Genomic DNA, 25234 nt, shown 5'->3' on the forward strand with positions numbered 1-25234 from the left:
CGGGAGCCATTATGTTCAACCGAGTTGTCGACTGGGCGGTTCAGAACCGCCTGTTGGTTCTTATTGCGCTAGCAGTGCTTATCGCCACGGCCGCGTTTCAGATCCCAAAACTGAATCTTGATGCCTTCCCTGACGTTACAAACGTCCAGGTCGCTGTTAACACAGAGGCGCCCGGACTTGCGGCTGAGGAGGTCGAGCAGCTGATCACCTATCCCATTGAAGCGGTGATGTATGCGTTGCCGGATGTTGAGGAGGTTCGATCCATTTCCAAAACCGGGTTGTCCGGTGTCACCGTGGTCTTTAAAGAGGGCACGGATATCTATTTCGCGCGTCAACTGGTGTTCGAGCGGTTGCAGGCCGCGCGGGAGCTGATTCCGGACGGGGTCGGGGTGCCTGAAATGGGCCCGAATACGTCCGGTCTCGGCCAAGTCTACCAGTACTTGTTGATAGCGGACCCGAATTCGGGGTACGACGCAATGGAATTGCGCAGCTTGCACGACTGGCTGGTCAAACTGTTGCTGATACCGGCCGAAGGGGTTACAGAAATCCTGTCGTTTGGCGGAGAAGTTCGCCAGTACCAGGTGAACCTGAATCCGGCTCGAATGTTGTCCTATGACTTATCACAGAATGACGTCATGCATGCCCTGGAAAACAACAACTCCAATGTTGGGGGCTGGTATATGGGCCGCGGACAGGAGCAGTTGGTTATTCGCGGTATGGGATGGCTGGGCAATGGCGAGCAGGGGCTGGAGCAGATCCGTCAGGTACCCGTTAAAACCAGTGACGGCATCACAGTAACCGTGGACGATGTCGCTCAGGTGGGACTTGGCACTGAAATTCGCCAGGGTGCGGTGACCATGACCCGGAAGGACGAAGACGGTCAAGTTGAACAACTGGGTGAAGTGGTTTCTGGCATTGTACTCAAACGAATGGGGGCCAACACAAAAGCCACCATCGACGGCATCGAGGCTCGCATTGAGCGCATAAATCAGGCGCTTCCGAGTGGGGTTCGTTTTGAGCCCTATTACAACCAGGCGGATCTGGTGACCAAGGCAGTAGAGACGGTGACGAATGCGCTTTTGTTGGCTTTTGTGTTTATTGCGATTGTGCTTGCTCTCTTCCTGATGAATCTGCGAGCAACAACGCTCGTGCTGCTTTCAATACCGATTTCCATCGGTATTGCCCTGATGATCATGGCCTGGTTCGGTCTCTCGGCCAACTTGATGTCTCTGGGCGGCATTGCTGTGGCAATTGGCATGCTGGTGGACGGCTCTGTTGTTATGGTCGAGAACATGTTCAAACATCTGACGCATCCCGATGCTGAGCATGACGCCCATCGAGATGAATTGATTGAAAACGACCCCGATCCGTTGGACGCGTCACACGATGATCATGGCATTGCGCTCAGACTCCAGGAAGCCGGCCGGGAAGTGGCGCGCCCCATCTTTTTCGCCACGGCGATTATCTTGGTCGTTTTCATGCCTCTGTTCAGCTTTGAAGGTGTGGAAGCCAAGCTGTTCCAGCCAATGGCGATCAGCATCATGCTGGCCATTGTGTCCGCTGTGATCGTTGCTCTGATCGTCGTGCCTGCGTTGGCTTCGTTTGTGTTTCGCAAGGGTATCCGGGAACGGGAAAGCTTCGTTTTAAAACCTCTTGAGAAGCTTTATCGCCAGGGCCTTGACTGGTCGCTGAAACACACCCGATCTGTTGTCGGTGCTGCCGCTGTTCTTGTGGTGCTGGCGGCCCTGGTCGTGCCGCGACTCGGCACTGAGTTTGTCCCTGAACTGGAAGAAGGGACGATCAACCTCCGGGTGACGCTGGCCCCTTCATCAAGCCTTGATACGGCGATTGAAGTTGCGCCAAAACTGGAAGCCATGTTGATGGAATTTCCAGAAGTGACTTACGCTCTGTCCCGGGCTGGTCGAGCAGAAATAGGGGGCGACCCGGAGCCCGTCAACAACATAGAGATCTATATTGGCTTAAAGCCAACTTCGGAGTGGACCAGCGCCAGTAATCGCTACGAATTGCAGGCCCTGTTTGAGGAGAAGCTCGAACAGCACCCGGGGCTACTGTTTAACTTTTCTCAGCCTATCGCGACTCGGGTTGATGAATTGTTGTCAGGTGTTCGTGCGCAGTTGGCCATCAAACTCTTTGGCCCGGATCTCGACGTACTGGCGGAGAAAGGCCAGCAGATTGAAGCGGCGGTCCGAACAGTTCAGGGAACACGAGACGTCGCCATGGAGCAGATTGCTGGTGAAGCGCAGTTGGTGGTTCAGCCTGACCGTCAGGCACTCTCCCGGTACGGACTCGCCGTGTCTGATGTGATGAGTGTCGTCCGGGATGGACTGGGTGGTGCCGCCGCAGGCCAGATCATCAACGGAAATGAGCGGTACGATATCTATGTGCGTCTGGCCAAACGTTTCCGGGAGGACCGGGATGCCATTGCCGATCTCAGGTTACAAGCGCCGTCCGGGGCCTGGGTGAGACTCGGTGATGTGGCCGATGTGTCTATTGAGTCCGGCCCGCCTCAGGTGCGCCGCGATGACGTGCAGCGCCGTGTGGTCATTCAGTCCAATGTGCAGGGTCGTGACATGGGCAGTGTGGTTGCCGATATTCAAGATACCATCGCGTCAGAAGTGAACCTTCCCCCCGGCTATTCGGTGGATATTGGTGGTCAATTTGAAAACCAGCAGCGAGCTCAGAAGCGATTGGCCATTGTGGTTCCTGTATCCTTGGGTCTGATTGCGTTGTTGTTGTACTTTGCTTTCAGTTCGGTTGGTCAGGCGCTGCTGATTCTTGTCAACGTACCGCTTGCTGTCATTGGTGGCGTCTTTTCACTCTGGATCTCCGGCCAGTACCTTTCCGTGCCCAGTTCCGTTGGATTTATCACACTGTTTGGTGTGGCGGTGCTTAACGGAGTCGTTATGGTCGAAAGCATCAATCAGCGAATACAGGATGGGTTAAGCGTGGATGCCGCGGTGTTTGAAGGTGCCGTCTCCCGTTTGCGTCCTGTCTTGATGACAGCAATAACCTCGGCACTCGGTTTGATACCGATGCTATTGTCGACGGGCGTGGGTGCGGAAATCCAGAAGCCATTGGCCAGCGTGATTGTAGGTGGTCTCGTGACTGCGACTTTCCTAACGCTTTTTGTTTTGCCGGCTCTATTCACGCGCTTCTCAAGGGCTAAACTCGATGATATGCAACGGTAGAAAAGAGGTGGAAATACACAGTTTTGATCGCGAGCAGGGGAGGGTAGTCCCTCCGTCATAGCGGGGCGGAGGAATTATGGTTGTGCTCTACTCTGGGAAAGGAAGCACAACTGTAATTCTGGCGCCCCCCGTTTCTGAGGGGCCAATGTTCATCCGTCCGAAATTGTCTTCTAGTATTTCGGACACGATGGACAGTCCCAATCCAAATCCAGAAACGGTTTCGTCAAGCCGGGAACCTCTATCCATCACTTTTGAGGCCGCTTCTGGAGTAATCCCAGGGCCGTCGTCTGCAACTTCTATCGTTAGCCCGGAATCGGTCTGGCTTATTGAAACGTCAATCTCAGCCTGACTCCACTTCCCGCCGTTTTCGAGCAGGTTACCGAATAACTCTGATAGGTCCTGACGCTCCATGGGCCAACTGAAGTTATTCGGCAAGGATGTATTAATACGGAAACTCTTATCGGGAAAGATTTTTTCCATGACAGAAATGACGTTGTTCGCTATTTCAATCGGCAAACATGTTTGCCCCATCTGCCTGCCGGAGATATCTGCCTTGCTCATGCGGTAGTTCAAGGACCGGCTTAGATCCTTTAGGTTGGAGGTCATGAACTCTATGTCGTCGCGGGACGGAGGTAATGAACCAGTGTCTGACAAGATTGCGAGATTGGCAGAGATCGAGGTCTTGACCATGTGAGAAAGATCGGAATTGAGGCGGCGATGGCGGTCAAGGCGACGACTTGCTAGTTCAAGTAGGTTATTGAACTGTTTGATCAGCGGACTGAACTCCTCTGGTGCGTCAGGATTCAAACGAGGTTGTTTGCCAGATTGCAGTCTCCTCATGTCTTCCTTGATGTGTTCGATCGGTTTCAAAGCCAGGTAAGTAGTGGTGCCTACCAGAGCCAAGAGAACAACAAGTAATATTGCGGAGGCAGCCAGCAAGGTCAGGTGAGCCCCACTGGATCGCTCAGCTAGTCCGCTTTCCATTTCCAAGATGGTGATTGACGAAAGCGAACTATCAATTCCGACACCACGTTTTAATCCGAGAAGGCGATCCGCACCGTGGGATATTTCGACAAAGCCCGCCGGCTTTTCTGAGATCATACGCAACTTCGTTTGATTTACGTTGTTACTGGCAATGACGCTTCCATCTTTCATTTCAACAATGAGGGCGTGTTCCAGTAGCAATTGGAATTGATCGATCATGCTTCCGATCTCGTCGGCCGTCGGCATTTCGTTTGCAATGATGGTTTGAAAACTCTCCACCTCTTTGTCAAGACGATGTTTTCTGGACTCGTTCGAAAGCTCCTCTATCACATAGGTGTGTGAGAAAAAAATAAGCAGAAAATACAGGATGCTAAAAACCATGCCATATTGGAGTGCAGTTTTTCGGATGCTTTTCTGCGCTGTCATGAGGGTGCTTTTGTCGATTGAGCGGAAGGGTTCAGTTGAAAGCAAACAGAGGTGTTCCGGTCCGAAAGCATAGTTGGAATCGAAGCGTGCCGCAACGGGTGCGAACCTGAGGGAGGGCGGCTCTGGCCTTCAGATAGGTCTGGCCTAGTCTTATTTTCTCAGGCATTGAAAAATTAGGTTTAGTGTCATCAAAGCCGACCTGAATGGCTTTTGAGCTAGGGGTAAACGCTAAAAAAGGCTCTCTTCCATTTCGTGTGGAATCGGTCGCCAGCTAACGCCTTTTTGAGCCATACTCCCTGATATCTTCTGACCTCCAGCGAACATCTCTATGAATCCGGAACTCTTGTTCACACAAGCCTTGGGTCTGACGTCACCATGGGCTGTCGATGACATCGATTTTGACCCAAAGGCCCAGCGTATCGATTTCCGGGTCTCCTGTGAGGCGAAGCAATTACCGTGTCCTGGTTGTGGGCGAGCTGATCAGCCTATTCACGACCGGAAACCGCGAACTTGGCGGCATTTGGACTTCTTCCAGTTTGCCGCCTATGTCCATGCCGAGGTGCCCCGGGTGCGCTGCGGCGGCTGCAAGAAGACCACTCAGGTGGAAGTACCCTGGGCTCGCCCGGGCAGCCGTTTCACCCTGCTATTCGAAGCCTTTGCGCTCACGTTGGCCAAGGCCATGCCGGTATCGACCACGGCAAGGCAGCTGAGGACTGATGACAGGGCCCTTTGGCGGGTACTGGACCACCATGTCACCCAGGCACAAGCTCGTGAAGACTACAGCACCGTGACCACCATCGGGGTCGATGAGACCGCCTGTCGGCGTGGCCATCACTACATCACGCTGGTGCATGACCTGGCCGAGCGCCGACTCATCTTTGCAACGCCCGGTCGTGACGCCCAGACTCTGAAAGGATTCTCTGAGGATCTTGCAAGCCATCAGGGCAAGGCTGATCAGATCCGGCACGCCAGCATCGATATGTCTAAAGCCTACATCAGCGGCCTGGGGCAGCACCTGCCCAACGCCGAAATCACCTTTGACCGGTTCCATATCATTCAGCTGGCAAATCAGGCTGTGGATGCCGTGCGCAAGTCTGAAGTACGCCACGACGCCCGCCTGAAGCGAACCAAATGGGCCTGGCTCACGGACATGGCCCGCTGGAGCAAAAAGCAGGATGAGGCCGTCTACGACCTGACCCGCTCCAACCTGAAGACCGCTCGTGCCTGGCGCATCAAAGAGGCCTTGCGTGACATCTTCCAGGCCAAGCCTGGTCGTGAACAAGCGGAAGGGTTACTGAAGCGATGGCACTCCTGGGCCAGACGCTGTCGGTTGGAACCGATGAAACAACTAGCTGCCACCCTCAAGCGACACTGGGCCGGAGTCCTACAGGGCTTTGAAAGCGGCTTGAGCAATGGTTATGTCGAAGCCATGAACAGCCTGATCCAGGCGGCCAAGGCCCGTGCGCGCGGCTACGGCACGGCGAGCCACTTCATTGCCATCTGCTTTCTGATTGCCGGCAAGCTCAAGCATCTGCCAGCAAACCCGTTCCAGACGCCATTACAGAGAATGGTTGCAAGCTAATGTTCCACACAAAACGGAAGAGACCCCTAAAAAAACGTTTCATCACCATAGATTTTCAAGTGTGTTTAAAGTTTCGATGTTCTACTGATCATCCGAGGCCATTGAATTTTGTCGGTCTAATTGGAATAAATATCGGAGCCGTTTTATGAAGAAAGTATCCATGATTCTAGTAGCTTCTTTCCTGGCAAGTGGTGCTTCAATAGCCCTCGCAGGAGGGCAAGCGGACAGATACAACGAGGCAAGAACCTATCCTAATAAGAGCATAGATGAACGTTCCTCCCAGTATCGTGTGGAAGAGATCGAGACCATCAAAAAACTGAAGGAAGAACATAGATTGATTAAAGAGTTGATTGGGGATCTTTTGGCAAAGCAATAACATTTATCGTTGTTTATTTGGAGCCAGGCGCGCAATTGCGTGGCTCCAAGATTAGTTTGATGATAGATTTTGTTAATTTTTCCAAAAACGGCGAAAGTCGCGCTTTAAGGCTGATCAATTTCGAAAAAAAGACAGAGTGCAAAAAGTTGGAAATTTGCATTCTTTACTCAGAGTTTTTTTAGTAGTATTCATGACCAATTAAGACCTACCTCTATTTTCCTAATAGAACCATATCTTATCTCGAATTTTTGCGTTAAAAATATTCTACTTTAGTGATATTTTTATTTCAGTTTTTGTTCCTATTTGGTGCGCATTATTAATGAGTGCACTATCGTCGAGCAATGCGAAACTATGAAGCAAAATGTTCATTGCATTGAATGATTAAATATTCAACGGATTTTATTAACTATGGACCTGATTTGACAATAATTGCTCATAAACTAAGTCTCTAAAAGTTGGCGCAAAATATGCAGTCATTGTAGATGCGTTATTCGATGCGCAAATAACTAAGCTGTCAAAATTTAAGGTGAAAACGATGAAAAGACGTATCTCGACTAAGGATTGTTTGCTAAGTGTTGGTTTGCTCGTAACCCTCCAAGCGGTCCCGTTAATTGCCAACGCTAATGTAAGTGCAAATTTAGGTGTAACAAGCAACTACTTATTTCGTGGTGTGACACAAACAGATGGCTCAACGGCGACGCAAGGCGGGCTTGACTACGAACATGCGTCGGGGCTTTATTTTGGCGGCTGGGGCTCCAATGTGGATTTCGGCGATGGGACGAGCTATGAGCTTGATCTTTATGCTGGCTTCTCCGGTGCAATCGAGGATATTGGTTACGATGTTGGGTACATTTATTACTCTTACCCTGATGCTCCTGAATCTATTGATTTTGGCGAAATATACGGAGAGTTGAATTACAGCATTGCATCTATAGGTGTTGCTTACACAGCAAACAGCGACGTAAGCGGCGATGGGCTGTTCGTTCAAGGCGATATCTATTATTACGCATCTGTTGATGTGCCGCTGGAAGACGATTTCAGCACAGGTGTTTTGATTGGCTATTATGATTTCACTGATGATAGCAAGGCGTCTATTGGCGAGGCGAGCTACGGACATGCAGCTGTCAACATCACCAAAGATGCGGAGAGCTTTGGAGCTTTTAGTGTTAATCTGGAGTACGCTGATATCGATTCAAGTAACGCACTTGGTTCGGTCAATTCGGACGACCCGAAGTTTTGGCTGGGCTGGACTAAGTCCTTTTAATCTATTTGGTATTTTTCACCGAAACGGTTAAACATTGAGAAAGCTGGCCCGGTCTTTGGGCCAGCGCATTTATCTGGCGAGCCTTGGCCCTTGAGGAAAAATGGTTAAATCACAGTAAAATAATTTAACCTTCAACCCCTTTTTGAAGAGGATCTCTTGCAAAGAAATATCCTTGTCCTCTCAATGTTTTTATTCGTTTTTTACCGAGTATCTTTCTGAGCCTAGCTATGTAGACTTGAACGACATTTCTGGTTGGGCACCTTTCGATATTATAGAGTGCTTCAACAAGTTCGTCCTGCGAGAAGACTCTGTCAGGAGAGCGAAGAAGGCATTGTAAAAGGCGGTACTCCGTTGCGGTTAGTCTGAACTCTTTATGATCGGGAGTTGTTAGGGTTCTATAGGTTGCATTAAGTTGAAAGCCATCCACGATAATCTTATCAGTTGCTCGCCCGTCTTTTCTTCGTATTATGGCGCTAAGTCGAGCTTTTAGTTCATCGAATTCGAAGGGTTTTGGAAGATAATCGTCTGCGCCGGCATTCAAGCCCTCAACTCTCTCTGTCCAGTTGGAGCGAGCAGTTAAAATAAGAATAGCCTCATCTTTGCCACCGCTTCTCCACTTCTGCATCAAGGAAAGTCCGTTCTGGTCGGGCAGTCCGATATCGAGTATAATCGCCTGATAACTGCATGTTTCTACGAAAGAATTGGCCTCTGCGCCGTTTTTGGCTACATCAACAGTAAAGTGTTCCTTCGCAAGCCAACCAGAAATTTTTTCTGCGAGTATCGCGTTATCCTCGACAATTAGAACTTTCATCTATGAACGCCGTTTCTGGATGTTGGATGATTTTGGTCGCCACCTATCTCGTGCGCAAATCAAAATAGCTCAAAAATGGATTTCAAGCGACGCGGCATTTCAACAGACGAACCTGAATTCAGCTTGAAAAGCACATTACCTTTCGGACAGGTTGGCAATCCACAAAGCATGGGCTGAGGCAAGTTGGTCTTCCACCGTTTATCGTGACAGATGCACCAAGTGTAGTGGTTCAATGATTCCGGACACCAACGTAGGTGGTAATATCGCCACCATAAACGAGGTGTCTGATGACCAGAAAGCGACGTTCTTTTTCTCCGGAGTTCAAACAGGAAGCAGCCAGCCTGGTGCTGGATCAAGGTTACACGATTCCCCAGACGAGCGTGTCCCTGGGAATTGGTGAAAGCGCTATCCGGCGCTGGGTTAACCAACTGACCGAGGAGCGTGACGGTGTCACCCCGAAGGGCAAGGCGTTAACCCCGGAGCAGCGCCGTATTCAGGAGCTGGAAGCCCGCTGCAAGCGCCTTGAGCAGGAGAAAGACATACTAAAAAAGGCTACTATGAGTTCAACCGGTCAACGCAAATATACTTTGTAGCTTCTCCACAGGTGTTAGGTAGTCGAGTGTTTTCCTCGGTCGTTCATTCAGCTTCCTTGCAAATTCATTTAACTGCTTCTGGGAATAGCCCGATAAATCGGTCTTCTTCGGGAAGTACTGGCGCAACAGACGATTGGTGTTCTCGTTGCTGCCTCTTTGCCAGGGGCTCTGCGGGTCACAGAAATAAACCTGCATGTCGGTCGCAAGCGTAAATTTCCTGTGGTTACCCAGCTCACCTCCTCGATCCCAGGTCAGGGTTCTCTTCAACTCCTCGGGGAGTTGGCCGACTTCCCGACAAAGCGCCGAAACAACGCTTTCCGTATCTTTTCCGCCGACATGAACGAGCATCGTAAATCTGGACTGCCGCTCTACTAGCGTCGCAATATGTGAGTTCTTGGATCCGGATATCAGGTCTCCCTCCCAATGGCCAGGAACAGCCCTGCCTTCAACCTCTTTTGGCCGAGCACGGATAGAAACTAAATCTGTGATGCTGGTGCGGGATTCTGCCTCTTCAGAGCTTCTGTGCCGTGATCGACGCATACCGCGTCTTGATCGGAGGTGTTTGATAAGTTCCTTCTTCAGAACACCTCGGGCTTGAATAAAGAGACTTCGGTAAATCGTTTCATGGGACACATGCATCGACTTGTCGTCCGGGAACTGGCGTTTTAGCCAGCCTGCTACTTGCTCTGGAGACCAGTCAAGGCTCAGCTTTTCGGCAACGGCTGCACGGAGGGGCTCATTCAATGCGAGAAGGCATTTTTTCGGACGTCTTGATTGGGTCCAGGCACGCCGATCTGCCACGTTCGCCCTGTACCGACTTCTTCCTCCGTTACGACTGACCTCTCGACTGATGGTTGAGGCAGACCGTCCCATCGAGTCGGCAATCTGAGTCAATGTCAGTCCCGCTGAGATGCCTCTTGAAATCTCTTCGCGCTCAGAGCTACTAAGCACCCTCGCCGACCTGGAACGTCTCAGAGGGGCAATGCCGCCATGTATGGCGAGCATTCCAGTAATCGATCCAGCATGCTTCCCAAGGGCTCTGCCAATCTCGCTAAGCGACTGTCCTTTCTTCCATCGAGCCCATAGCTCCTGCTTCTGCTGGTAGGTCAGCCCTCTGGTCTTTAATACTTGCTGCGACATTCTGAAAGCCCCGATAGTTACCAGTGTGCATTATGTTGCACTGACCGGTTGAATCTACCACCGCTCTCTTGATGTCGGACGACATGAATCGTACGCGCTGATAGACCAGTTGAGTGAGCAAATGCCTGTTGAAATGGTCTGCAATGCGTTTGATATAAGCCGTTCCAGCTATTACGAGTACCGCCAACGGCGGAAGCACGTGGATGTTGAGCGTCTGGCCCTAAAGGCTCAGGTAAACCGCCTATTTACCAAGAGCCGCAGCTCTGCCGGCAGTAGAACGATCAAGGGCATGCTCAATGACGACGGCGTTGTCATCGGGCGCTTCAAGGTTCGACGATTGATGAGTGAGCTGGGGCTGATCTGTAAGCAGCCGGGTCCTCACGCCTACAAGCAGGCGACCGTTGAGCGACCGGATATCCCGAACCATCTGGCTCGTGAGTTTACGGTAGACCGGCCGAATCAGGCGTGGTGTGGTGACATCACCTACGTATGGAGCGGCCAGCGGTGGAGTTATCTGGCTGTCGTTCTGGATTTATATGCCCGACGCGTCGTTGGTTGGGCGATGTCATCCAGCCCCGATGCCGATTTGGTGGTCAAAGCTCTAGACCACTCCTGGGAACAGCGTGGTCAACCAGAAAAAGTCATGTTCCACTCGGATCAGGGAAGCCAGTATGCCAGTCGAAAGTTCCGTCAGCGGCTCTGGCGCTATCGAATGACACAAAGCATGAGCCGACGTGGCAACTGCTGGGACAACGCACCGATGGAGAGGCTGTTCCGGAGTCTGAAATCTGAATGGATACCGGCCCTGGGATATCGAAATCTGCCTGAGGCCAAAAAAGATGTTGGTGGCTATCTGATGGACTACTACAACCAGCAAAGACCTCATACGTTCAACGGCGGCATTTCTCCCGTTGCAGCAGAGGAAAACCTTAAAATACTGTCCGGGATTAGTTGACCACTACAAAGGGGTTCTACCCCGTTACTGCGCACCTTTCTAAAAAGAGTCCGAATTTCTTCTAGGGAGAGTCTTGGTCTATCTGTCTGAATATCCGCTTTGCGACCTTAGCGTGAGTTTAGTCATGGCGAATTAATCACGCTCAGCATCAAAAAACTATTCTTCCCTCTTAAAAAATAAAGAGAATAGGCAGACCTACCTCAACCAAAAGTGCAAACCGCGTGGAATACCTGATTACGATGTGGGAGCTGGCTAGAGCAGGTGAAAAGCAGGGTGTCATGTTTTTCATTGCGCTCTACTGCTTTTTGATCATGAGCATTTCGCTCTTCGGCCAGTTGCGTATGAGGCAGTGGCCTTCAGTCACAGGCAAATTACTGGACGGAGGCACCCGCACCTTTGGTGGAAGTGATCGATATGATGCTGATACGCGTTATGTTGTCAGCGCCCTCTATGAATATGAGGTCCACGGCAAAAGGTATCAGGGCAAACGTGTTTCACCTTGGATCTTCGTCACCAATCGAAACGCCAGGGGTATTCTCGAGCACCAGTTTAAAAGCGTGGATCGGCAGGGGGACTTGGTTAAGATTTTCTATAACCCGAACAATCCCAAGAAAAGCACGCTGTTGAAACCCGGTAAATTCGGACTCTGCGTATCTTTCGCGATTTGGATTGGCCCGCTGCTTACCTACTTTGCCTCCTATCATTGAACCCTGAGAATAGATCTGAAAGTTGCAACTAAGAAGACTAATTGATGTTGAATCTTGGGTTCGCGTGTCACACAATCAGGTTCAGTGAAGTAAACAAACACTCACTTTAATTCCGGTAGAGAGGTAGTACAGGTGACTGAGCTGGTAAGTTATGACTTGAAAGACGGTGTCGCTACGATTGCCATCAGCAATGGCAAGGCCAACGCCCTGAGCCATGAGGTGTTCGAGGGGCTCAATGCCGCGCTGGATCGGGCAGAGCAGGACAAGGCCGTTGTGATCCTGACTGGCCAGCCAGGCGTTTTCTCTGCCGGCTATGATCTGAAAGAAATGCAGAAAGGCCCCAAAGAGGCCGCCACGCTGGTCAAGACTGGCTCCACCTTTACCCGTCGACTGGCGGCGTTCCCCTTGCCGATTATTGGTGCCTGTAGCGGCCATGCCATTGCCAAAGGCGCCTTCATTCTGCTGTCAGTGGATCACCGCATTGGTATTGAGGGGCCCTTCAAACTCGGCTTGAACGAGGTTGCAATCGGCATGACCATGCACCACGCCGGGATCGAAATTGCCCGCCATCGACTGGCGCCTGCGCACTTCTATCGCTCGGTCGTGAACGCGGAAATCTACAACCCGCAAGGAGCTGTAGAGGCGGGCTTCCTGGATGAGGTGGTCGCCCAGGACAAGCTGGTTGAGCGGGCCACCGAGCTGGCGCTCCACTTCAAGACCCTGAACATGCGCGCTCATCGTGAAACCAAGGTAAAGGCCAAGGCGGACTATCTGGCGCTGCTGGATCGTTGCATCGAGCAGGACGCCGAGCACCTCGGCCTGAACGGCTAGTTCAGGCTTCGGAACCAAACTGGACTGCTTCGCGAAAACGGAACAGCTTGGTAAGGATTACGTCGGGGAACGACTGAATCCGCGTGTTGTAGATCATGGCACTCTCGGTGTAGCTGTTTCGCAGTAGCGAAAGATAGTTTTCCGTCTCTGCCATGATTGACATGAATTTCTGAATCACCTCATTGTTCTTCAGGTCCGGATAGCCTTCGATCCGGGCCTGAAGTGCGTTGGTTACCTTCTTTTCGAACTGAATCAGCTTGTCTGCCTGCCCGCTCGAATTCATCTCGGCAGGGTCAGCGTTGCGCAGCTGGGCAATGGCTTTCAACAGTTGTTTTTCGTGGGCCAGAGACGCCTTGACGACGTTCTCCAGGTTGGGCCACAGGTCATGGCGTTGCTGGAGAATGGTATCGATATTGGCGGCTGCTCGATCAACGCGGTTTTTCAGAAAAACAATGTCGTTGTAGTGCAGGATGCCGGTGTAAATGAGCAGTACAAACGGTACCGTCAGCGCTGACAGAATCAGATTGTCCGGGCTGAAACCGCCGTCTGCCGCAAACAGGGCAGTGGTGGCGAACAGGAACAGGCCGAGGGTCAGGGCAATGCCCGCAAACCCCCGTGCTCCGCGGTCCAGCACAATGTCCTCTTCTTCGTTGCCACTGATCAGGAAGGGGGAAGCTTCATCCTTCTGAATTGTGAGTCGGTCCGGCCTGTCGCGGTCCAGTCCGGCAAAGCCCAGGCAGTAGACATTCACGAAGGTGTCGAGGAAGCGCACAGTGTAACGCCTGTCACCTTCGCGCTCTGAATGGTATTGCGGGTATTCGATCTTCGCACCGTCTGGCTGTACGAGAACCTTCCCCTCGTTGTCCTCAAGCCAGAAAGGTACGCTTTCCTGGCGATGCTCTATCACACGCCATTTTTCGTTTTTTCCGGAGCCACGCTTCTCTTCCACCTTGTAATCGAAGGCCACGCATTTTTCGTTTTTCAGTGGGTCACGAAGGGGCGGGTGGTCATCATCAACATCCACCATGGCCTTGAGCTCAGAGAGACCAAAACTGAGCCCGCGGGTGCTGCTGGTAGGAACCGCCTCAATCAGGCGCTTGAATTTGACGGTCCGGATCGACAACCACAAGAGCAAGAGGGCAGCAATAATGCTGGCTGCTGCCAGCCCCCGGCTGGTCCAGGCGTGCTGATATCGGCCTTCGGGCTGGCTGGCCACGATAGATTGGGCCATGTTTGCTGTCCTTTCATCCAGCTCGGGAACGGGCAGGCGATTCTGGACCACGCTCCGGAACATCCAGCGATCCAGCCAGCCACTGGTGCTCTGGCGGATCAGTTGCTGCAGTGCGGCCACGTCGGCAAGCACCAGTGGCTCGGAGCTGGCTGCATCCAGCTGTTGATAGCGGGTTTCATACAAATCGGCGATGGCCGACCATTCCTGCCGGAGCTTGTTGATGCCAAGCACTGATAGAGTTCCTGACACCGCAAACGTCATCACCAGGACGTAGACCCAGAATCGGTGAATCTTTACGAGGGGCAGCAGTAGCGCAACGCCCAGCGCCAGCAGGCCGGTTGCGATGGAAATGCGGATGGCAGCTTCGAAGAACCTGTCGCCACTGTCTGCGGCCAGGGTATTCCTGGAGACCATAGCGGGCAGACTGAAATCATCCAGGCCTGCAAAGCTGATGGACGAAGTATTGCTATCGTATTGGCCTATTACTCTCGCTGTGTGGCCCGGAACGAGGGCCCACTCCGAATAGATTCGCCGACCGGATTGCTGGCGATAGGTCCGCTCCAGGACCCACTCCGCGGCCCCAAGATTGCCGCCCGCTGCCACAGTGACCGATCCGGTCTGGTCCCTGAGCAGGAAATTGCCGCCACGAGCGCCCGAATCCAGGGTGCGGATGCGCAAATCACCGTCGGAATCGCGATTTTCTTCCTCCAGTTTGTAGCGATAGTAGACCGCCTTGGTTTTGGAATAGGGCGTATTGAGCGTTCCCAGCTGGTCCGTGACATCGCCTGCGACCACGTATGGGCCCGTGGTCAAACCGCCGATGGGTGTCTCAGGTAGCCGTTCCAGTTGCCGCGCCTCGGTGAGCTGGCTAAGGCCTGTCGTCATCGCGTAGTAGCTGCCGGCCAGGCAGACGACTGCAATGATGGCGGTAATGATCCGGCCGGGAATACTGGCGATGTTGAAGCGCCTCATGGCGGGAGTGCCCCTTTGCTACTGGCTTTAAGGGGCAAGAGTATAAAGTATCCGGCTTCGTCATACTGCCAATCCAGTGGCAACGGGGTATCGGCAAGTTGGCAACTGCTGGCGGTTGCTATAACGTAAAAGGCTTTCCTTTCAGATTTCAGGAGCGGTTGTGTCCCAGTCCGAGCAGTTTGCCAGCGACAACTACAGCGGTGTTTGCCCACAGGCCTGGAAGGCCATGGAAGCGGCCAACCGCATGGATGAACCCGCCTACGGCGAGGACAGCTGGACGCAAAAAGCGGCGGATGGTCTGAGAAAGCTGTTCGATACCGACTGTGACGTTTACTTTGTGTTCAACGGCACCGCCGCCAACTCTCTGGCCCTGGCGTCGATTGGCCAGTCATTCCACAGCGTGATCTGCCATGAGCTTGCGCACATCGAGACCGATGAATGCGGCGGCCCGGAGTATGCGTCCAACGGCGCCAAGCTGCTTCTGGGGCAGGGTGAAAACGGCAAGCTTACGCCGGAGAGTATCGAACACCTGGTCACCAAACGGACTGACATTCACTACCCCAAGCCCAAGGCGCTCAGTCTCACTCAAGCCACGGAAGTGGGCACGGTGTATACGCCCGAGGAACTCAGGGTTATTCGAGAGGTTGCTGATCGCCACAGGCTTAATATCCATATGGACGGTGCCCGCTTCGCGAATGCGGTGGCAGCGCTGGATGTACATCCGTCCGAGATTACCTGGAAGGCCGGTGTCGACGTTCTTTGTTTTTCGGGCACCAAGAATGGTCTGGCGCTTGGCGAGGCAGTGGTGTTTTTCAACCGTTCTCTGGCGGAGGACTTCGAATGGCGCTGTAAGCAGGCCGGCCAGTTGGCCTCGAAGATGCGCTATATCTCGGCACCCTGGTGCGGGCTTCTCGAGGGTGATGTGTGGTTGGAGAATGCCCGCCATGCCAATGCCTGTGCACAGCGTCTTGCCGAGGGTTTGGAAGGGCTTCCCGGTATTCGGTTACGCTATCCGAGGCAGGTGAACGGTGTTTTTGTGGAAATGCCGGACCCTGTGCAGGCAGCTCTGCGGGCCAGGGGGTGGCGCTTTTACAACTTTATCGGTGGCAGTGCCCGCCTGATGTGTTCCTGGGCTACGAGCACTGAACAGGTCGACCGTTTCCTGTCGGATGTACGAGCCTTCGTGAGCTAAGAGCTATCGATTCCGGGGCGAAGTCGTGGTATATCAGCAGCCCCAAAACCCCAATTTTTACGGAACCAGAAGTCATGCCCAGAGCCAGTGAAATCAAAAAGAACTCCGCCGTTGAATACGATGGTCGGGTGTATTTTGTGAAGGATATTGAGCGTTCAGTGCCTCAGGGCCGTGCCGGCGGCAGTCTCTACCGCATGCGCATGTATGACGTGGTCACCGGCCAGAAGCTGGACGAGACCTTCAAGGATTCCGACATGCTCAACCTGGCCGATCTCACCCGTCGGGAGGTCACCTTCTCCTACGCGGATGGCGATGAGTATGTGTTCATGGATACCGAAGACTTCACCCAGTACAGCCTGAATCGTGAAGCCATCGCCGACGAGTTGCTGTTCATCTCAGAGGACACGCAGGGCGTGATGGTCATCCTGTTGAAGGATGCTCCGGTTGCACTGGCACTGCCGCCAACGGTGGAGCTCGTGATTGACGAAACCGATCCGTCGGTTAAGGGCGGTTCTGCTACTGCCAGAACCAAGCCCGCCCGTTTTGCAACGGGGCTGGTCGTTCAGGTTCCTGAGCACATTTCCACCGGAGATCGCATTCGCATTAACGTGGAGGAGCGCAAGTTCCTTGGCCGCGCCTGATTTGAAGACACTCTGAAGTAAGGACACCCGTGAAGCCGATTGGAACCATAAAGGTGCTGGTCGCCAGCGTCATTGCTGTTGTGGTGATGGTGGGTATTGCCCGCTTTTCCTACACACCCATGATCCCGGAAATGGTCGCGGCACTGGGGCTAAGCAAATCCGTTGTTGGGATGCTGGCAACGGTGAACTACGCCGGCTACCTGACTGGCGCAGTGCTCATCACCCGCATCAGCGACCTCGGTCTCAAGGTAAGGCTTTACCAGCTCGGGCTGGTGGTTGCCGTGGTTTCGACGGTTCTCATGGGGTACACCACCAATGTGTGGCTGTGGTTCATCCTGCGTTTCATCTCCGGCCTGAGCACCTCCGCGGGCATGTTGCTTGGCGCCGGCCTGCTGATGAGCTGGTTGATCAAGCACAACCAGAAGTCCGAGCTTGGGGTGTTCTTTTCCGGTATCGGCCTCGGGATTGTCCTGACCGCCGTTACCGCGGAGCTGATCAAGGATCCGTTTACCTGGGATCAGCAGTGGGTAATCTACGGCCTCGTGGCCCTTGCGCTTTTAGTGCCTGCCTGGCGCTGGATGCCGGACTATAGGGCCTGTGCCTTGCCGAAAACAGGTGCGGCCAAAACAGGTGATGAACGCAGCCGGTTCATACGGATCCTCCAGCTAGCGTATTTCTGCGCCGGCGTGGGCTATGTGGTAACGGCAACCTTCCTGGTAGCCATTGCGGAATCGATGCCCGAGCTTCAGGGGCAGGGCTGGCTGGTCTGGCTGATAGCAGGCCTTGCCGCAACGCCGGCCTGCTGGTTGTGGGATGTGTTCTCCCGCCGCTGGGGGCAGTGGCTGGCCTTGTATCTCGCTTACATCCTGAACTCCGTCAGCATCCTGATGCTGATCGTGAACACCAGCCTCGCCAGTGTGATGCTCAGTTCGGTTATTTACGGCGCGAGCTTTATCGGTATTGTCAGCATGATGCTGGCAATGGTGGGGCGGGTGTTCCCGGAAAATCCATCACGCCCCATGAGCAGGCTGACGTTCAGCTATGGCATTGCACAGATGGTGGCGCCGGCGGTGGTTGGCTATCTCGCCGACGTGGAGGGCAATTACACCAACGGTCTGTGGCTGACGCTGGTGGTGATGGCGTTGGGGGTAGTTATGCTTCACCTGGCGAGGCGCGCGCAGCAGCGTCAGGGCGAAGCCGCGATAGCGGGTTAAATTGATTCCGCAATCGAATGTCACTCGAAGAGGAAAAGGAAATCATGCCAGGAAAGCCTTCAAAGCCCGTATCAGCATCCGCTGTTGAGAAGCACGTTTACAAGGTGTTTCCGAACGACATGAATTCCCATAACACGGTGTTCGGCGGCATGATCATGGCGAAGTGCGACCGGCTGGCTCTGGTGGTTGCGGAGCGCCATTCCGCCCATGTTTGTGTGACGGCTGCCGTGGACTCAATCCATTTCCGGGCGCCGGCGAAGGGTAACGATACGCTGTTGTTCAGCCTGTCGCTGAACCGGAGTTGGGGTTCGTCCATGGAGATCGGCGCGAGGGTGGAGGCCGAAAACAGCTACACCGGCGATACCCGGCATATTCTTTCGGCCTTTTTCACGTTTGTTGCACTGGACGACAATGACAGGCCGGTGGACGTGCCAGAAGTGATTCCCGAGACGGCCGAACAGAAACGCCGCTTCAAGAATGCGGAAATCCGTCGCGAGGGGCGTTTGGCAACCAGAGAACAGCTCTCGTCCGCTGACGGGCAATCCTCTGATTAGCCATGGTTTATAGCACTTCCGGTTCTGTTCTGGGTTCTGTCGTGGGCGCGGTGTCTCTCAATCCGCCAAAACGCTTGTAGAACTTTTCACCAGGACCGGGAAGGGGGCCAGAGGCGTTTTCCAGGTTTTCGTCGAGCCACTGCTCGGCGCGTACGTAGATCTGCCGGTACAGGTTGCGACACAGCTGCTTGGCACTGCGACCTTCCCAGTCTCCGGGTAACAGTTCATCCGGTAACAGCGGATCCCTCAGAAGGATCTTGCGGTATTCGTGGATCAGAAGTATGCGGAGAATCAGGCACTCTTCAGGGCTGAGGGTGTCTTCCGACTGAAGCTCCCGCCATAGTGGGCGGAACTGGCTCAGAAACCGTCGGTACCGGCCGCCGAGTTCCTCAAGGTTCCAGCTCTCCCGGACCTGCAGCCTCAGGGCCCTTGGGCTCTTCTGCTCCATGGGCATGGTCTGCATGACAATGGTGTCTTCCAGGGCGCCCCATTCCTGCAGCATCGGAATCAGCTCGCTGCGGGTAAATCGTGGATGTTCCATCAGCCCTGGGGCCATGCTGCCGAAACTCAGCCATTTCAGCTCTTCCCGAACCTTCTGCCTGAGCTCTGGTGACAACTGGTTCAGATACACCAGGCACCAGCTCCCGCTCCACTCCTCGGTGTCCAGGTTATAGACGTGCTGGAAAGCCTGCTCGAACCGGCGCAGGCCAGGTCCCGTGAGGCTGTAGTAACTGCAGCGCCCCACCTTTTCTGTCTGCAACCAGGATTCCTGAACCAGGCGATACACCGACGTGCGTACCAGTCGTTGACTGATGCCCATGGGTTCAACCAGCTTCATCAGGCTTCCCAGCCAGACATTGCCACCCCGGGGAACAATGGCATCGCCATAGATGGTAATGATGAGGGAGCCTGCGCGCAGCGGCCGCTTCTTCTGGAAATTCTTGACGAGCAATTCTAGCTGGCTTTTTGCAGTCATGGCCTGAGTTCGCAAATAAGAATCAATGAAACAAGTTGCACGTATTATGCGGTTCTTACGTGTCAGGTAAAGGCTTGTCTTTCTATTTACCGCGCTGGCACGTTGCGCCAGTGTCGGCTTTACTGAAAGAGCTGTGGCCGAGTGCCGTGAAATCGGTTGACACGAGAGTTATGATACAATAACTTCGTTTGATATTCGTCAATGGTATCGAATTTACCGGTAGCGAACATCAGGAGTGCTGTAATCAGGGACGACCGGAAAACCATAAATTCAAGCCCCTGCACAATTCGGGAGAACAAAAACAATGTTTAAAACAGTGATTCGTCGCGCAGGAAAATGCGCAGCCGTAGCAGCAGCCAGTCTCATGATGATGAGCGCCCAGGCTGCGGATCCCATCAGGATCGGATCGTTCCTGTCCGTCACAGGGCCGGCATCCTTCCTTGGTGATCCCGAGCTGAAAACGCTCGAAATGTACGTTGAAAAAATCAATGAAGAAGGTGGTGTCCTTGGTCGTCAGCTGGAACTGATTCACTATGACGACGTTGGCAACGCTTCCTCTGCCCGTAACTTTGCCAGTCGCCTGATCCGTTCAGACCAGGTCGATATCATCGTCGGCGGCAGTACTACCGGCGCCACCATGGCGGCGGTTCCTCTGGTTGAGCAGGCTCAGGTTCCGTTCATCTCTCTGGCCGGTGCGGTGGTTATCACCAATCCTGTCAAAAAATGGGTCTTCAAGACGCCGCAGACCGACCGGATGGCGGCTGAGCGGATTCTCGCCGACATGAAAGACCGCGGTATCACCAAGTTTGGTCTGATCTCCGGCACCGGCGGATTCGGCAGCTCCGGCCGCACCCAGACTCTGGAAGTCGCCGAGCAGATGGGCATGGAAGTAGTGGCCGATGAGACCTACAGCGGATCTGATACAGACATGACCGCCCAGCTGACCAATATCCGTAACACAAGTGGTGTGCAAGCGGTCCTGAACTTCGGTTTCGGTCAGGGTCCGGCCATCGTGACTCGCAACTATGCCCAGCTGGGCATGGAACTTCCGTTCTACCAGTCTCACGGTGTTGCATCTGACAGCTTCCTGGAGCTGGCTGGTTCTTCTGCAGAAGGTCTGCGTCTGCCTGCTTCCCCGCTGCTGGTTCCGGATTCCCTGCCGGATGATGATCCCCAGAAAGAAGTGGTTCAGAACTACAAGGCTGAATACGAGGCCCGTTGGGATTCCAGGGTATCCACCTTCGGTGCCTACGCCTACGACGGCCTGATGCTGGCAGTTCGTGCGATGGAAGAAGCCGGTTCTACCGATCCGGAAGCTGTTCGCAACGCGCTGGAAAACATCAATGGCTATGTTGGCGTAACCGGTGTGTTCAACATGTCACCGGAAGACCACAACGGCCTTGATCCGGAATCCTTCCGCATTCTGGAAGTCCAGAACGGCGAATGGAAGCTGATTAACTGATACTCCTTTAACCTGTCTCGCGGCTGGCGATGCTCCTCCCCCTGGGGCAATCGCCAGCCGATGTTCGACCGGAACCACCGCTATGCTCGCAGAATTCTTACAGTACCTGTTCACCGGGATTACTATCGGTGCGACCTACGCCCTGATAGCCCTCGGCTTTACGCTGATCTATAACGCCAGTCACGTCATCAACTTCGCCCAGGGCGAGTTCCTGATGATTGGAGGCATGGCCACGGTTTCCCTGACGGCCATGGGTGTGCCCATGATTCTCGCAGTCGTGTTGGCTGTGATTCTGGCCGGCATCCTCGGCATTGCCCTGCAACGTTTCGCGATTGCGCCGGCCAAGCAGGCCGATGTTGTAACCCTTATTATTATCACCATCGGTGCGTCGATCTTCATTCGTGGTATTGCCCAGATTGTCTGGGGCAAGGAATACCATGTGATGCAGAATTTCAGCACCGACCAGCCCATCGAGGTGTTTGGAGCGGTGTTGAACAGCCAGAGCCTTTGGGTACTCGGAATAGGTGCGATCCTGGTGGTAGGCCTGGTGCTGTTCTTTACCAAGACATTGATTGGTAAAGCTATTCTGGCTACTTCCATGAACAAGGAAGCTGCACGACTCGTTGGTATCCGGACCCAGATGGTTCTCATGCTGGCGTTTATGGTGTCAGCACTATTGGGTTCGGTGGCCGGAATCGTGGTGGCACCGATTACGTTTACTTCCTACGACATCGGTATCATTCTCGGGCTGAAAGGATTTGTCGCCGCTGCGATTGGCGGTCTGGGCAGCGGTGTCGGTGCGGTTGTCGGCGGTCTGTCTCTCGGTATCGTTGAAGCCATGGCGGCCGGCTACATCTCATCCGATTACAAGGATGCCGTGGCATTCTCCATGATCCTGTTGGTGCTCTTCTTCATGCCCCGTGGATTGTTCGGTGCCAAGGTAGTGGAGCGCGTCTGATGTTGAATACGTTTATGCAGTCGCGTCTCCGGGGGCTGATTATTCTTGCCCTGATTCTTGTCATTCTTCCCGCATTTCTGGGCAACCCGTTCCATTACGAGCTGGTTACCCAGATGGCGATCATTGCCGCTACGGTGGTTGGTCTTAATCTGCTGGTGGGCTTTGCTGGCCAGATCAGTCTTGGCCACGCTGGTTTCTTCGGGCTGGGCGCTTACTTTACCGGTATCGCGACCGGCACCTATGGCTGGTCTTCGGTGCCCGCACTGGTGGTGGGTGCCATTGCTGTGGGCGCTATTGCCTGGATTGTCGGTCGTCCGATTCTGCGCTTGAAGGGCCACTATCTTTCCATGGCCACCCTCGCGGTGGGCTTCATTATTGCCATCATCCTCAACAACGAGCGGGCGCTGACGGGCGGGCCAGACGGCATGCCTGTGCCGGCGTTTGAGGTGTTCGGCTGGCAACTCAGCACTTTCGGCAGCTATTCGCTGTTTGGAATGAAGATTGAAGGCTTCCAGGCCTGGTATATCTTTGCCAGCGTTGTGCTTCTGGTGGCGGTCTGGTTTGCCCTGAACCTCATCGAGTCACCCATTGGCCGGGCGTTGCGTTCGGTTCATGGCTCGGAAGTAGCTGCCAGTGTTGTCGGTGTGAACACAGCGAAGTACAAAAGCCTGGTGTTCGTGATTTCTGCGATTTACGCCAGTCTCATGGGTAGCCTGTATGCCCATTTCCAGGGCTTCATAACGCCCGCAGTAGCAAGTTTCGAATTCTCAATCCTTTTCATCACCATGGTTGTACTGGGTGGCATGGGATCGACTTTCGGAGTGATTCTCGGTGCCGTGGTGCTGAAATTGCTGCCCCAGGTTCTGGCGGATTTCCAGGAGCTGGAACACGTGATGTTTGGCCTGATCCTGATGCTTACGATGATTTTTATGCCCAAGGGGCTGCTCCCGACTCTGAACGCTTTTGTTTCCAAGAAGATGTGGAAAAAAGCCGGAGGTGAGGCATGACAGCACTTGTTGAGGTCAAAGGGCTGGATAAAGCCTTTGGTGGTGTGCATGCGGTCGAGGGTGTCAGCTTCTCTGTGGAAGCCGGGCAGGTCTATTCCGTCATCGGTCCCAACGGTGCCGGCAAGACAACTCTGTTCAACCTGATCACCGGCCTTTATACGCCAACCAAGGGTGAGATCCTGCTGAACGGTGAAAGCACCGCAAAACTGGAGCCGAATGAGCTGGCTGAGCGGGGCATGTGCCGCACCTTCCAGCAGATGCAGATCTGCATGAACATGACCGCCATCGAAAACGTGATGCTGGGTCGACACCTGCAGCTCAAGAGCAATCTGTTTACCACGCTGTTCCGTTTGCCTTCCCTGCGCCGCAACGAAGCGGCGGCTCGCAAGCGTGCGGCGGAACTCATGGAATATGTAGGATGCGGTGACTACCTTGATGCCGAAGCCTCGGCGATGTCCTATGGCGCGCTGAAGCGTTTGGAGATTGCCCGGGCACTGGCGGCAGAACCCAAGGTAATTCTATTGGACGAGCCGGCAGCCGGTTTGAACGCGGTTGAAACCGCTGCGCTGGAAGAACTGATCCGGAAGATTGCAGATCAGGGCACCACGGTAATGCTGGTTGAGCACGACATGAAACTGGTAATGGGGATATCCGACCGGTTGCTGGTGCTTAACTACGGCCGTGTTCTGGCTGAAGGAACCCCCGAGGAAATCCGCCAGAACCCGGATGTTATCGCCGCCTACCTGGGTGGCTGAGCAAGGAGACATTTCACATGAGCGAGCAAACTACTGAAATGGCGCCTGCCCAGTCACGCAGCGAGCAGGCCGTACGGATTATTGTTCATGAACACCAGGCACTGTGGCGGATTCTGGATCTGCTGGACCAGTTGCTGAGTGATATGAACCTCAACGATCAGCGCCCGGATGAGCGGCTGCTGACCACCATTTTCGATTACATTCAGCACTTCTCCCAGAGGGTCCACAGCACGCCCACGGACATCGAGCTTTACAAGCGGCTCAGTGAGAAGTCCCCCGAGACAGCGCCCCTGCTGGAGAAGCTGGCGAAGGGCTATGTCATTGGTCATGAAAAGCTGGTGGAACTCCGCCGTTTGCTGACTGACTGCGAACAAAACTGGCCGGAAGGCCGAGAGGAGTTCAGTCATGCCCTGGCGCGCTTTACCGAAGCCCTGCGCAAGCATATCCGCAAGGAAGAGGGCGTGGTCATTCCGCGGGCCCGTAAACTGCTGACCGAAGAAGACTGGCAGCAGATCATTGAAGCGCGGGATGTTGAAAATGATCCGCTGTTCGGTGAGCGGGTCCGGGAAGAGTTCCGGGAGTTGCGGCACCAGATTGTCAGCTACACCCCGGAGAAGTTCGGCGGACTGGGGCTCAAGCACGCGGACCGGGTGACAGCTCCTCACGCCAAAGAGGAAATGCTGTCCATCAAGGGGCTGGTGACGTCCTACGGTCAGATCGAAGTTCTGCATGATGTGGATATTCACATCAACAGCGGTGAAATCGTGTCACTTGTTGGTGCCAACGGTGCCGGCAAATCCACCCTGCTGATGACCATTTCCGGTCTGCAGCCCACTGACCGCGGTGCTATCACCTTCGAGGGCAAGGATCTGTCCAGGATCAGTGCCGATCAGCGAGTGGCTGAAGGCATTGTTCAGGTGCCCGAGGGCCGGCAGGTTTTCAAGGACCTGAGTGTGCACGACAACCTGCTGTTGGGTGCCTATACCCGGGGCAAAACCCCCGAGGTGATGGACGATCTGGAACGGATGTATACCAAGTTCCCGATACTGCGCCAGAAACGCCATAACCTGGCGGGTGAACTCTCCGGTGGTCAGCAGCAGATGCTGGCTATGGGGCGCGCCCTGATGGCCAAGCCGAGGCTGCTGCTTCTGGATGAGCCCAGTATGGGGCTGGCGCCACTGATCATTGAGGAGATCTTTAACATCGTTAAAGAGCTCAAGGAAGAGGGTATCACCATCTTCCTGGTGGAGCAGAATGCGTCCCAGGCGCTGGCGCTGGCCGATCGCGGCTATGTGCTGGAGACCGGCAAGGTGGTTATTGAAGGCTCCGGCCGTGAACTGCTCAGCAACGAGAAGGTCCGGGAGGCCTACCTGGGCATGTAACCGCCAGGCATT

General features: G+C 54.0%; 20 protein-coding genes and 3 pseudogenes. 18 read left to right on the top strand and 5 right to left on the bottom strand.

The window, feature by feature from the left end; all coding sequences use genetic code 11:
• The first annotated feature begins 11 nt into the window (after window positions 1-11).
• Window positions 12-3209, top strand: coding sequence for a CusA/CzcA family heavy metal efflux RND transporter (locus ABNF92_RS15670; protein ID WP_014575746.1), 3198 nt, complete (start codon window positions 12-14; stop codon window positions 3207-3209).
• Window positions 3210-3296: 87 nt separating this feature from the next.
• Here the strand turns inward: ABNF92_RS15670 and ABNF92_RS15675 are convergent, their stop codons facing one another.
• On the bottom strand, window positions 3297-4619 hold the full coding sequence (locus ABNF92_RS15675) for a sensor histidine kinase (protein WP_041646046.1): 1323 nt from the start codon (window positions 4617-4619) through the stop codon (window positions 3297-3299).
• Between the two features lie 328 nt (window positions 4620-4947).
• Between ABNF92_RS15675 and ABNF92_RS15680 the strand changes: the two genes are divergently transcribed.
• The 3 genes from ABNF92_RS15680 to ABNF92_RS15690 all read left to right on the top strand — a co-directional run bounded on the left by ABNF92_RS15680 (window position 4948) and on the right by ABNF92_RS15690 (window position 7841).
• Window positions 4948-6201, top strand: coding sequence for an ISL3 family transposase (locus ABNF92_RS15680; protein WP_349342348.1), 1254 nt, complete (start codon window positions 4948-4950; stop codon window positions 6199-6201).
• A gap of 145 nt (window positions 6202-6346) precedes the next feature.
• The gene (locus ABNF92_RS15685; protein ID WP_014575748.1) at window positions 6347-6577 is read left to right on the top strand and encodes a hypothetical protein; all 231 of its coding nucleotides are present in this window, start codon (window positions 6347-6349) and stop codon (window positions 6575-6577) included.
• 535 nt (window positions 6578-7112) lie between these two features.
• Window positions 7113-7841: a TorF family putative porin gene (locus ABNF92_RS15690; RefSeq protein WP_041644866.1), complete on the top strand. Its 729-nt coding sequence runs from the start codon at window positions 7113-7115 to the stop codon at window positions 7839-7841.
• A 124-nt stretch (window positions 7842-7965) separates the two neighbouring features.
• Here the strand turns inward: ABNF92_RS15690 and ABNF92_RS15695 are convergent, their stop codons facing one another.
• Entirely contained in the window at window positions 7966-8652 is a 687-nt protein-coding gene (locus ABNF92_RS15695; protein WP_014575751.1) for a response regulator transcription factor, read from the bottom strand.
• 287 nt (window positions 8653-8939) lie between these two features.
• Here ABNF92_RS15695 and ABNF92_RS15700 point away from each other — a divergent pair.
• A pseudogene (locus tag ABNF92_RS15700) lies at window positions 8940-9203 on the top strand (transposase); the annotation flags it as partial.
• Between the two features lie 12 nt (window positions 9204-9215).
• On the opposite strand, the gene ABNF92_RS15705 reads toward ABNF92_RS15700, so the two are convergent.
• Window positions 9216-10385: an IS30 family transposase gene (locus ABNF92_RS15705; RefSeq protein ID WP_014575753.1), complete on the bottom strand. Its 1170-nt coding sequence runs from the start codon at window positions 10383-10385 to the stop codon at window positions 9216-9218.
• 58 nt (window positions 10386-10443) lie between these two features.
• On the opposite strand from ABNF92_RS15705, the pseudogene ABNF92_RS15710 reads away from it, so the two are divergent.
• From ABNF92_RS15710 to ABNF92_RS15720, 3 genes and pseudogenes are all read left to right on the top strand, one after another.
• Window positions 10444-11340: pseudogene (locus ABNF92_RS15710) on the top strand (IS3 family transposase); the annotation flags it as partial.
• Window positions 11341-11561: 221 nt separating this feature from the next.
• A complete protein-coding gene (locus tag ABNF92_RS15715) occupies window positions 11562-12047 on the top strand; it encodes a DUF3592 domain-containing protein (RefSeq protein ID WP_069184285.1) in 486 nt (161 codons plus the stop codon).
• 132 nt (window positions 12048-12179) lie between these two features.
• On the top strand, window positions 12180-12878 hold the full coding sequence (locus tag ABNF92_RS15720; RefSeq protein ID WP_069184284.1) for a crotonase/enoyl-CoA hydratase family protein: 699 nt from the start codon (window positions 12180-12182) through the stop codon (window positions 12876-12878).
• Between the two features lies 1 nt (window position 12879).
• On the opposite strand, the gene ABNF92_RS15725 is transcribed toward ABNF92_RS15720, so the two are convergent.
• Window positions 12880-15081 carry a LemA family protein gene (locus tag ABNF92_RS15725; RefSeq protein ID WP_349342671.1) on the bottom strand — a complete coding sequence of 734 codons (2202 nt, stop codon included), beginning with the start codon at window positions 15079-15081 and terminating at the stop codon, window positions 12880-12882.
• A gap of 160 nt (window positions 15082-15241) precedes the next feature.
• Between ABNF92_RS15725 and ABNF92_RS15730 the strand changes: the two genes are divergently transcribed.
• The 4 genes from ABNF92_RS15730 (at window position 15242) to ABNF92_RS15745 (ending at window position 18682) form a co-directional block, all read left to right on the top strand.
• Entirely contained in the window at window positions 15242-16273 is a 1032-nt protein-coding gene (locus ABNF92_RS15730) for a low specificity L-threonine aldolase (RefSeq protein WP_349342672.1), read from the top strand.
• A 74-nt stretch (window positions 16274-16347) separates the two neighbouring features.
• Window positions 16348-16914, top strand: a complete 567-nt coding sequence (gene yeiP, locus ABNF92_RS15735; protein ID WP_069182860.1) for an elongation factor P-like protein YeiP — start codon at window positions 16348-16350, stop codon at window positions 16912-16914.
• A gap of 29 nt (window positions 16915-16943) precedes the next feature.
• Window positions 16944-18128, top strand: a complete 1185-nt coding sequence (locus ABNF92_RS15740) for a YbfB/YjiJ family MFS transporter (protein WP_349342673.1) — start codon at window positions 16944-16946, stop codon at window positions 18126-18128.
• Window positions 18129-18172: 44 nt separating this feature from the next.
• Entirely contained in the window at window positions 18173-18682 is a 510-nt protein-coding gene (locus ABNF92_RS15745) for an acyl-CoA thioesterase (RefSeq protein ID WP_349342674.1), read from the top strand.
• Window positions 18683-18689: 7 nt separating this feature from the next.
• Here the strand turns inward: ABNF92_RS15745 and paaX are convergent, their stop codons facing one another.
• Entirely contained in the window at window positions 18690-19658 is a 969-nt protein-coding gene (paaX, locus tag ABNF92_RS15750) for a phenylacetic acid degradation operon negative regulatory protein PaaX (protein ID WP_069182863.1), read from the bottom strand.
• A 304-nt stretch (window positions 19659-19962) separates the two neighbouring features.
• Here paaX and ABNF92_RS15755 point away from each other — a divergent pair, with 304 nt between their 5' ends.
• The 6 genes and pseudogenes from ABNF92_RS15755 (at window position 19963) to ABNF92_RS15780 (ending at window position 25222) form a co-directional block, all read left to right on the top strand.
• Window positions 19963-21120 (top strand): ABC transporter substrate-binding protein, encoded by a 1158-nt coding sequence (locus ABNF92_RS15755; protein ID WP_349342675.1) that lies wholly within the window; start codon window positions 19963-19965, stop codon window positions 21118-21120.
• 82 nt (window positions 21121-21202) lie between these two features.
• A complete protein-coding gene (locus tag ABNF92_RS15760; RefSeq protein WP_291906228.1) occupies window positions 21203-22078 on the top strand; it encodes a branched-chain amino acid ABC transporter permease in 876 nt (291 codons plus the stop codon).
• Window positions 22078-23085, top strand: coding sequence for a branched-chain amino acid ABC transporter permease (locus tag ABNF92_RS15765; protein WP_349342676.1), 1008 nt, complete (start codon window positions 22078-22080; stop codon window positions 23083-23085). The genes ABNF92_RS15760 and ABNF92_RS15765 overlap by 1 nt, the downstream gene beginning before the upstream one ends.
• A complete protein-coding gene (locus ABNF92_RS15770; RefSeq protein ID WP_291906224.1) occupies window positions 23082-23840 on the top strand; it encodes an ABC transporter ATP-binding protein in 759 nt (252 codons plus the stop codon). Before ABNF92_RS15765 ends, ABNF92_RS15770 begins: the two co-directional genes overlap by 4 nt.
• A 38-nt stretch (window positions 23841-23878) precedes the next feature.
• Window positions 23879-24307, top strand: a pseudogene (locus tag ABNF92_RS15775) (hemerythrin domain-containing protein); the annotation flags it as partial.
• A 210-nt stretch (window positions 24308-24517) separates the two neighbouring features.
• Window positions 24518-25222 carry an ABC transporter ATP-binding protein gene (locus ABNF92_RS15780; RefSeq protein WP_286810315.1) on the top strand — a complete coding sequence of 235 codons (705 nt, stop codon included), beginning with the start codon at window positions 24518-24520 and terminating at the stop codon, window positions 25220-25222.
• Window positions 25223-25234 lie beyond the last annotated feature (12 nt).

The sequence above is a fragment of the Marinobacter sp. MMG032 genome, assembly GCF_040112695.1.
GTDB classification, from domain to species: Bacteria; Pseudomonadota; Gammaproteobacteria; order Pseudomonadales; family Oleiphilaceae; genus Marinobacter; species Marinobacter salsuginis.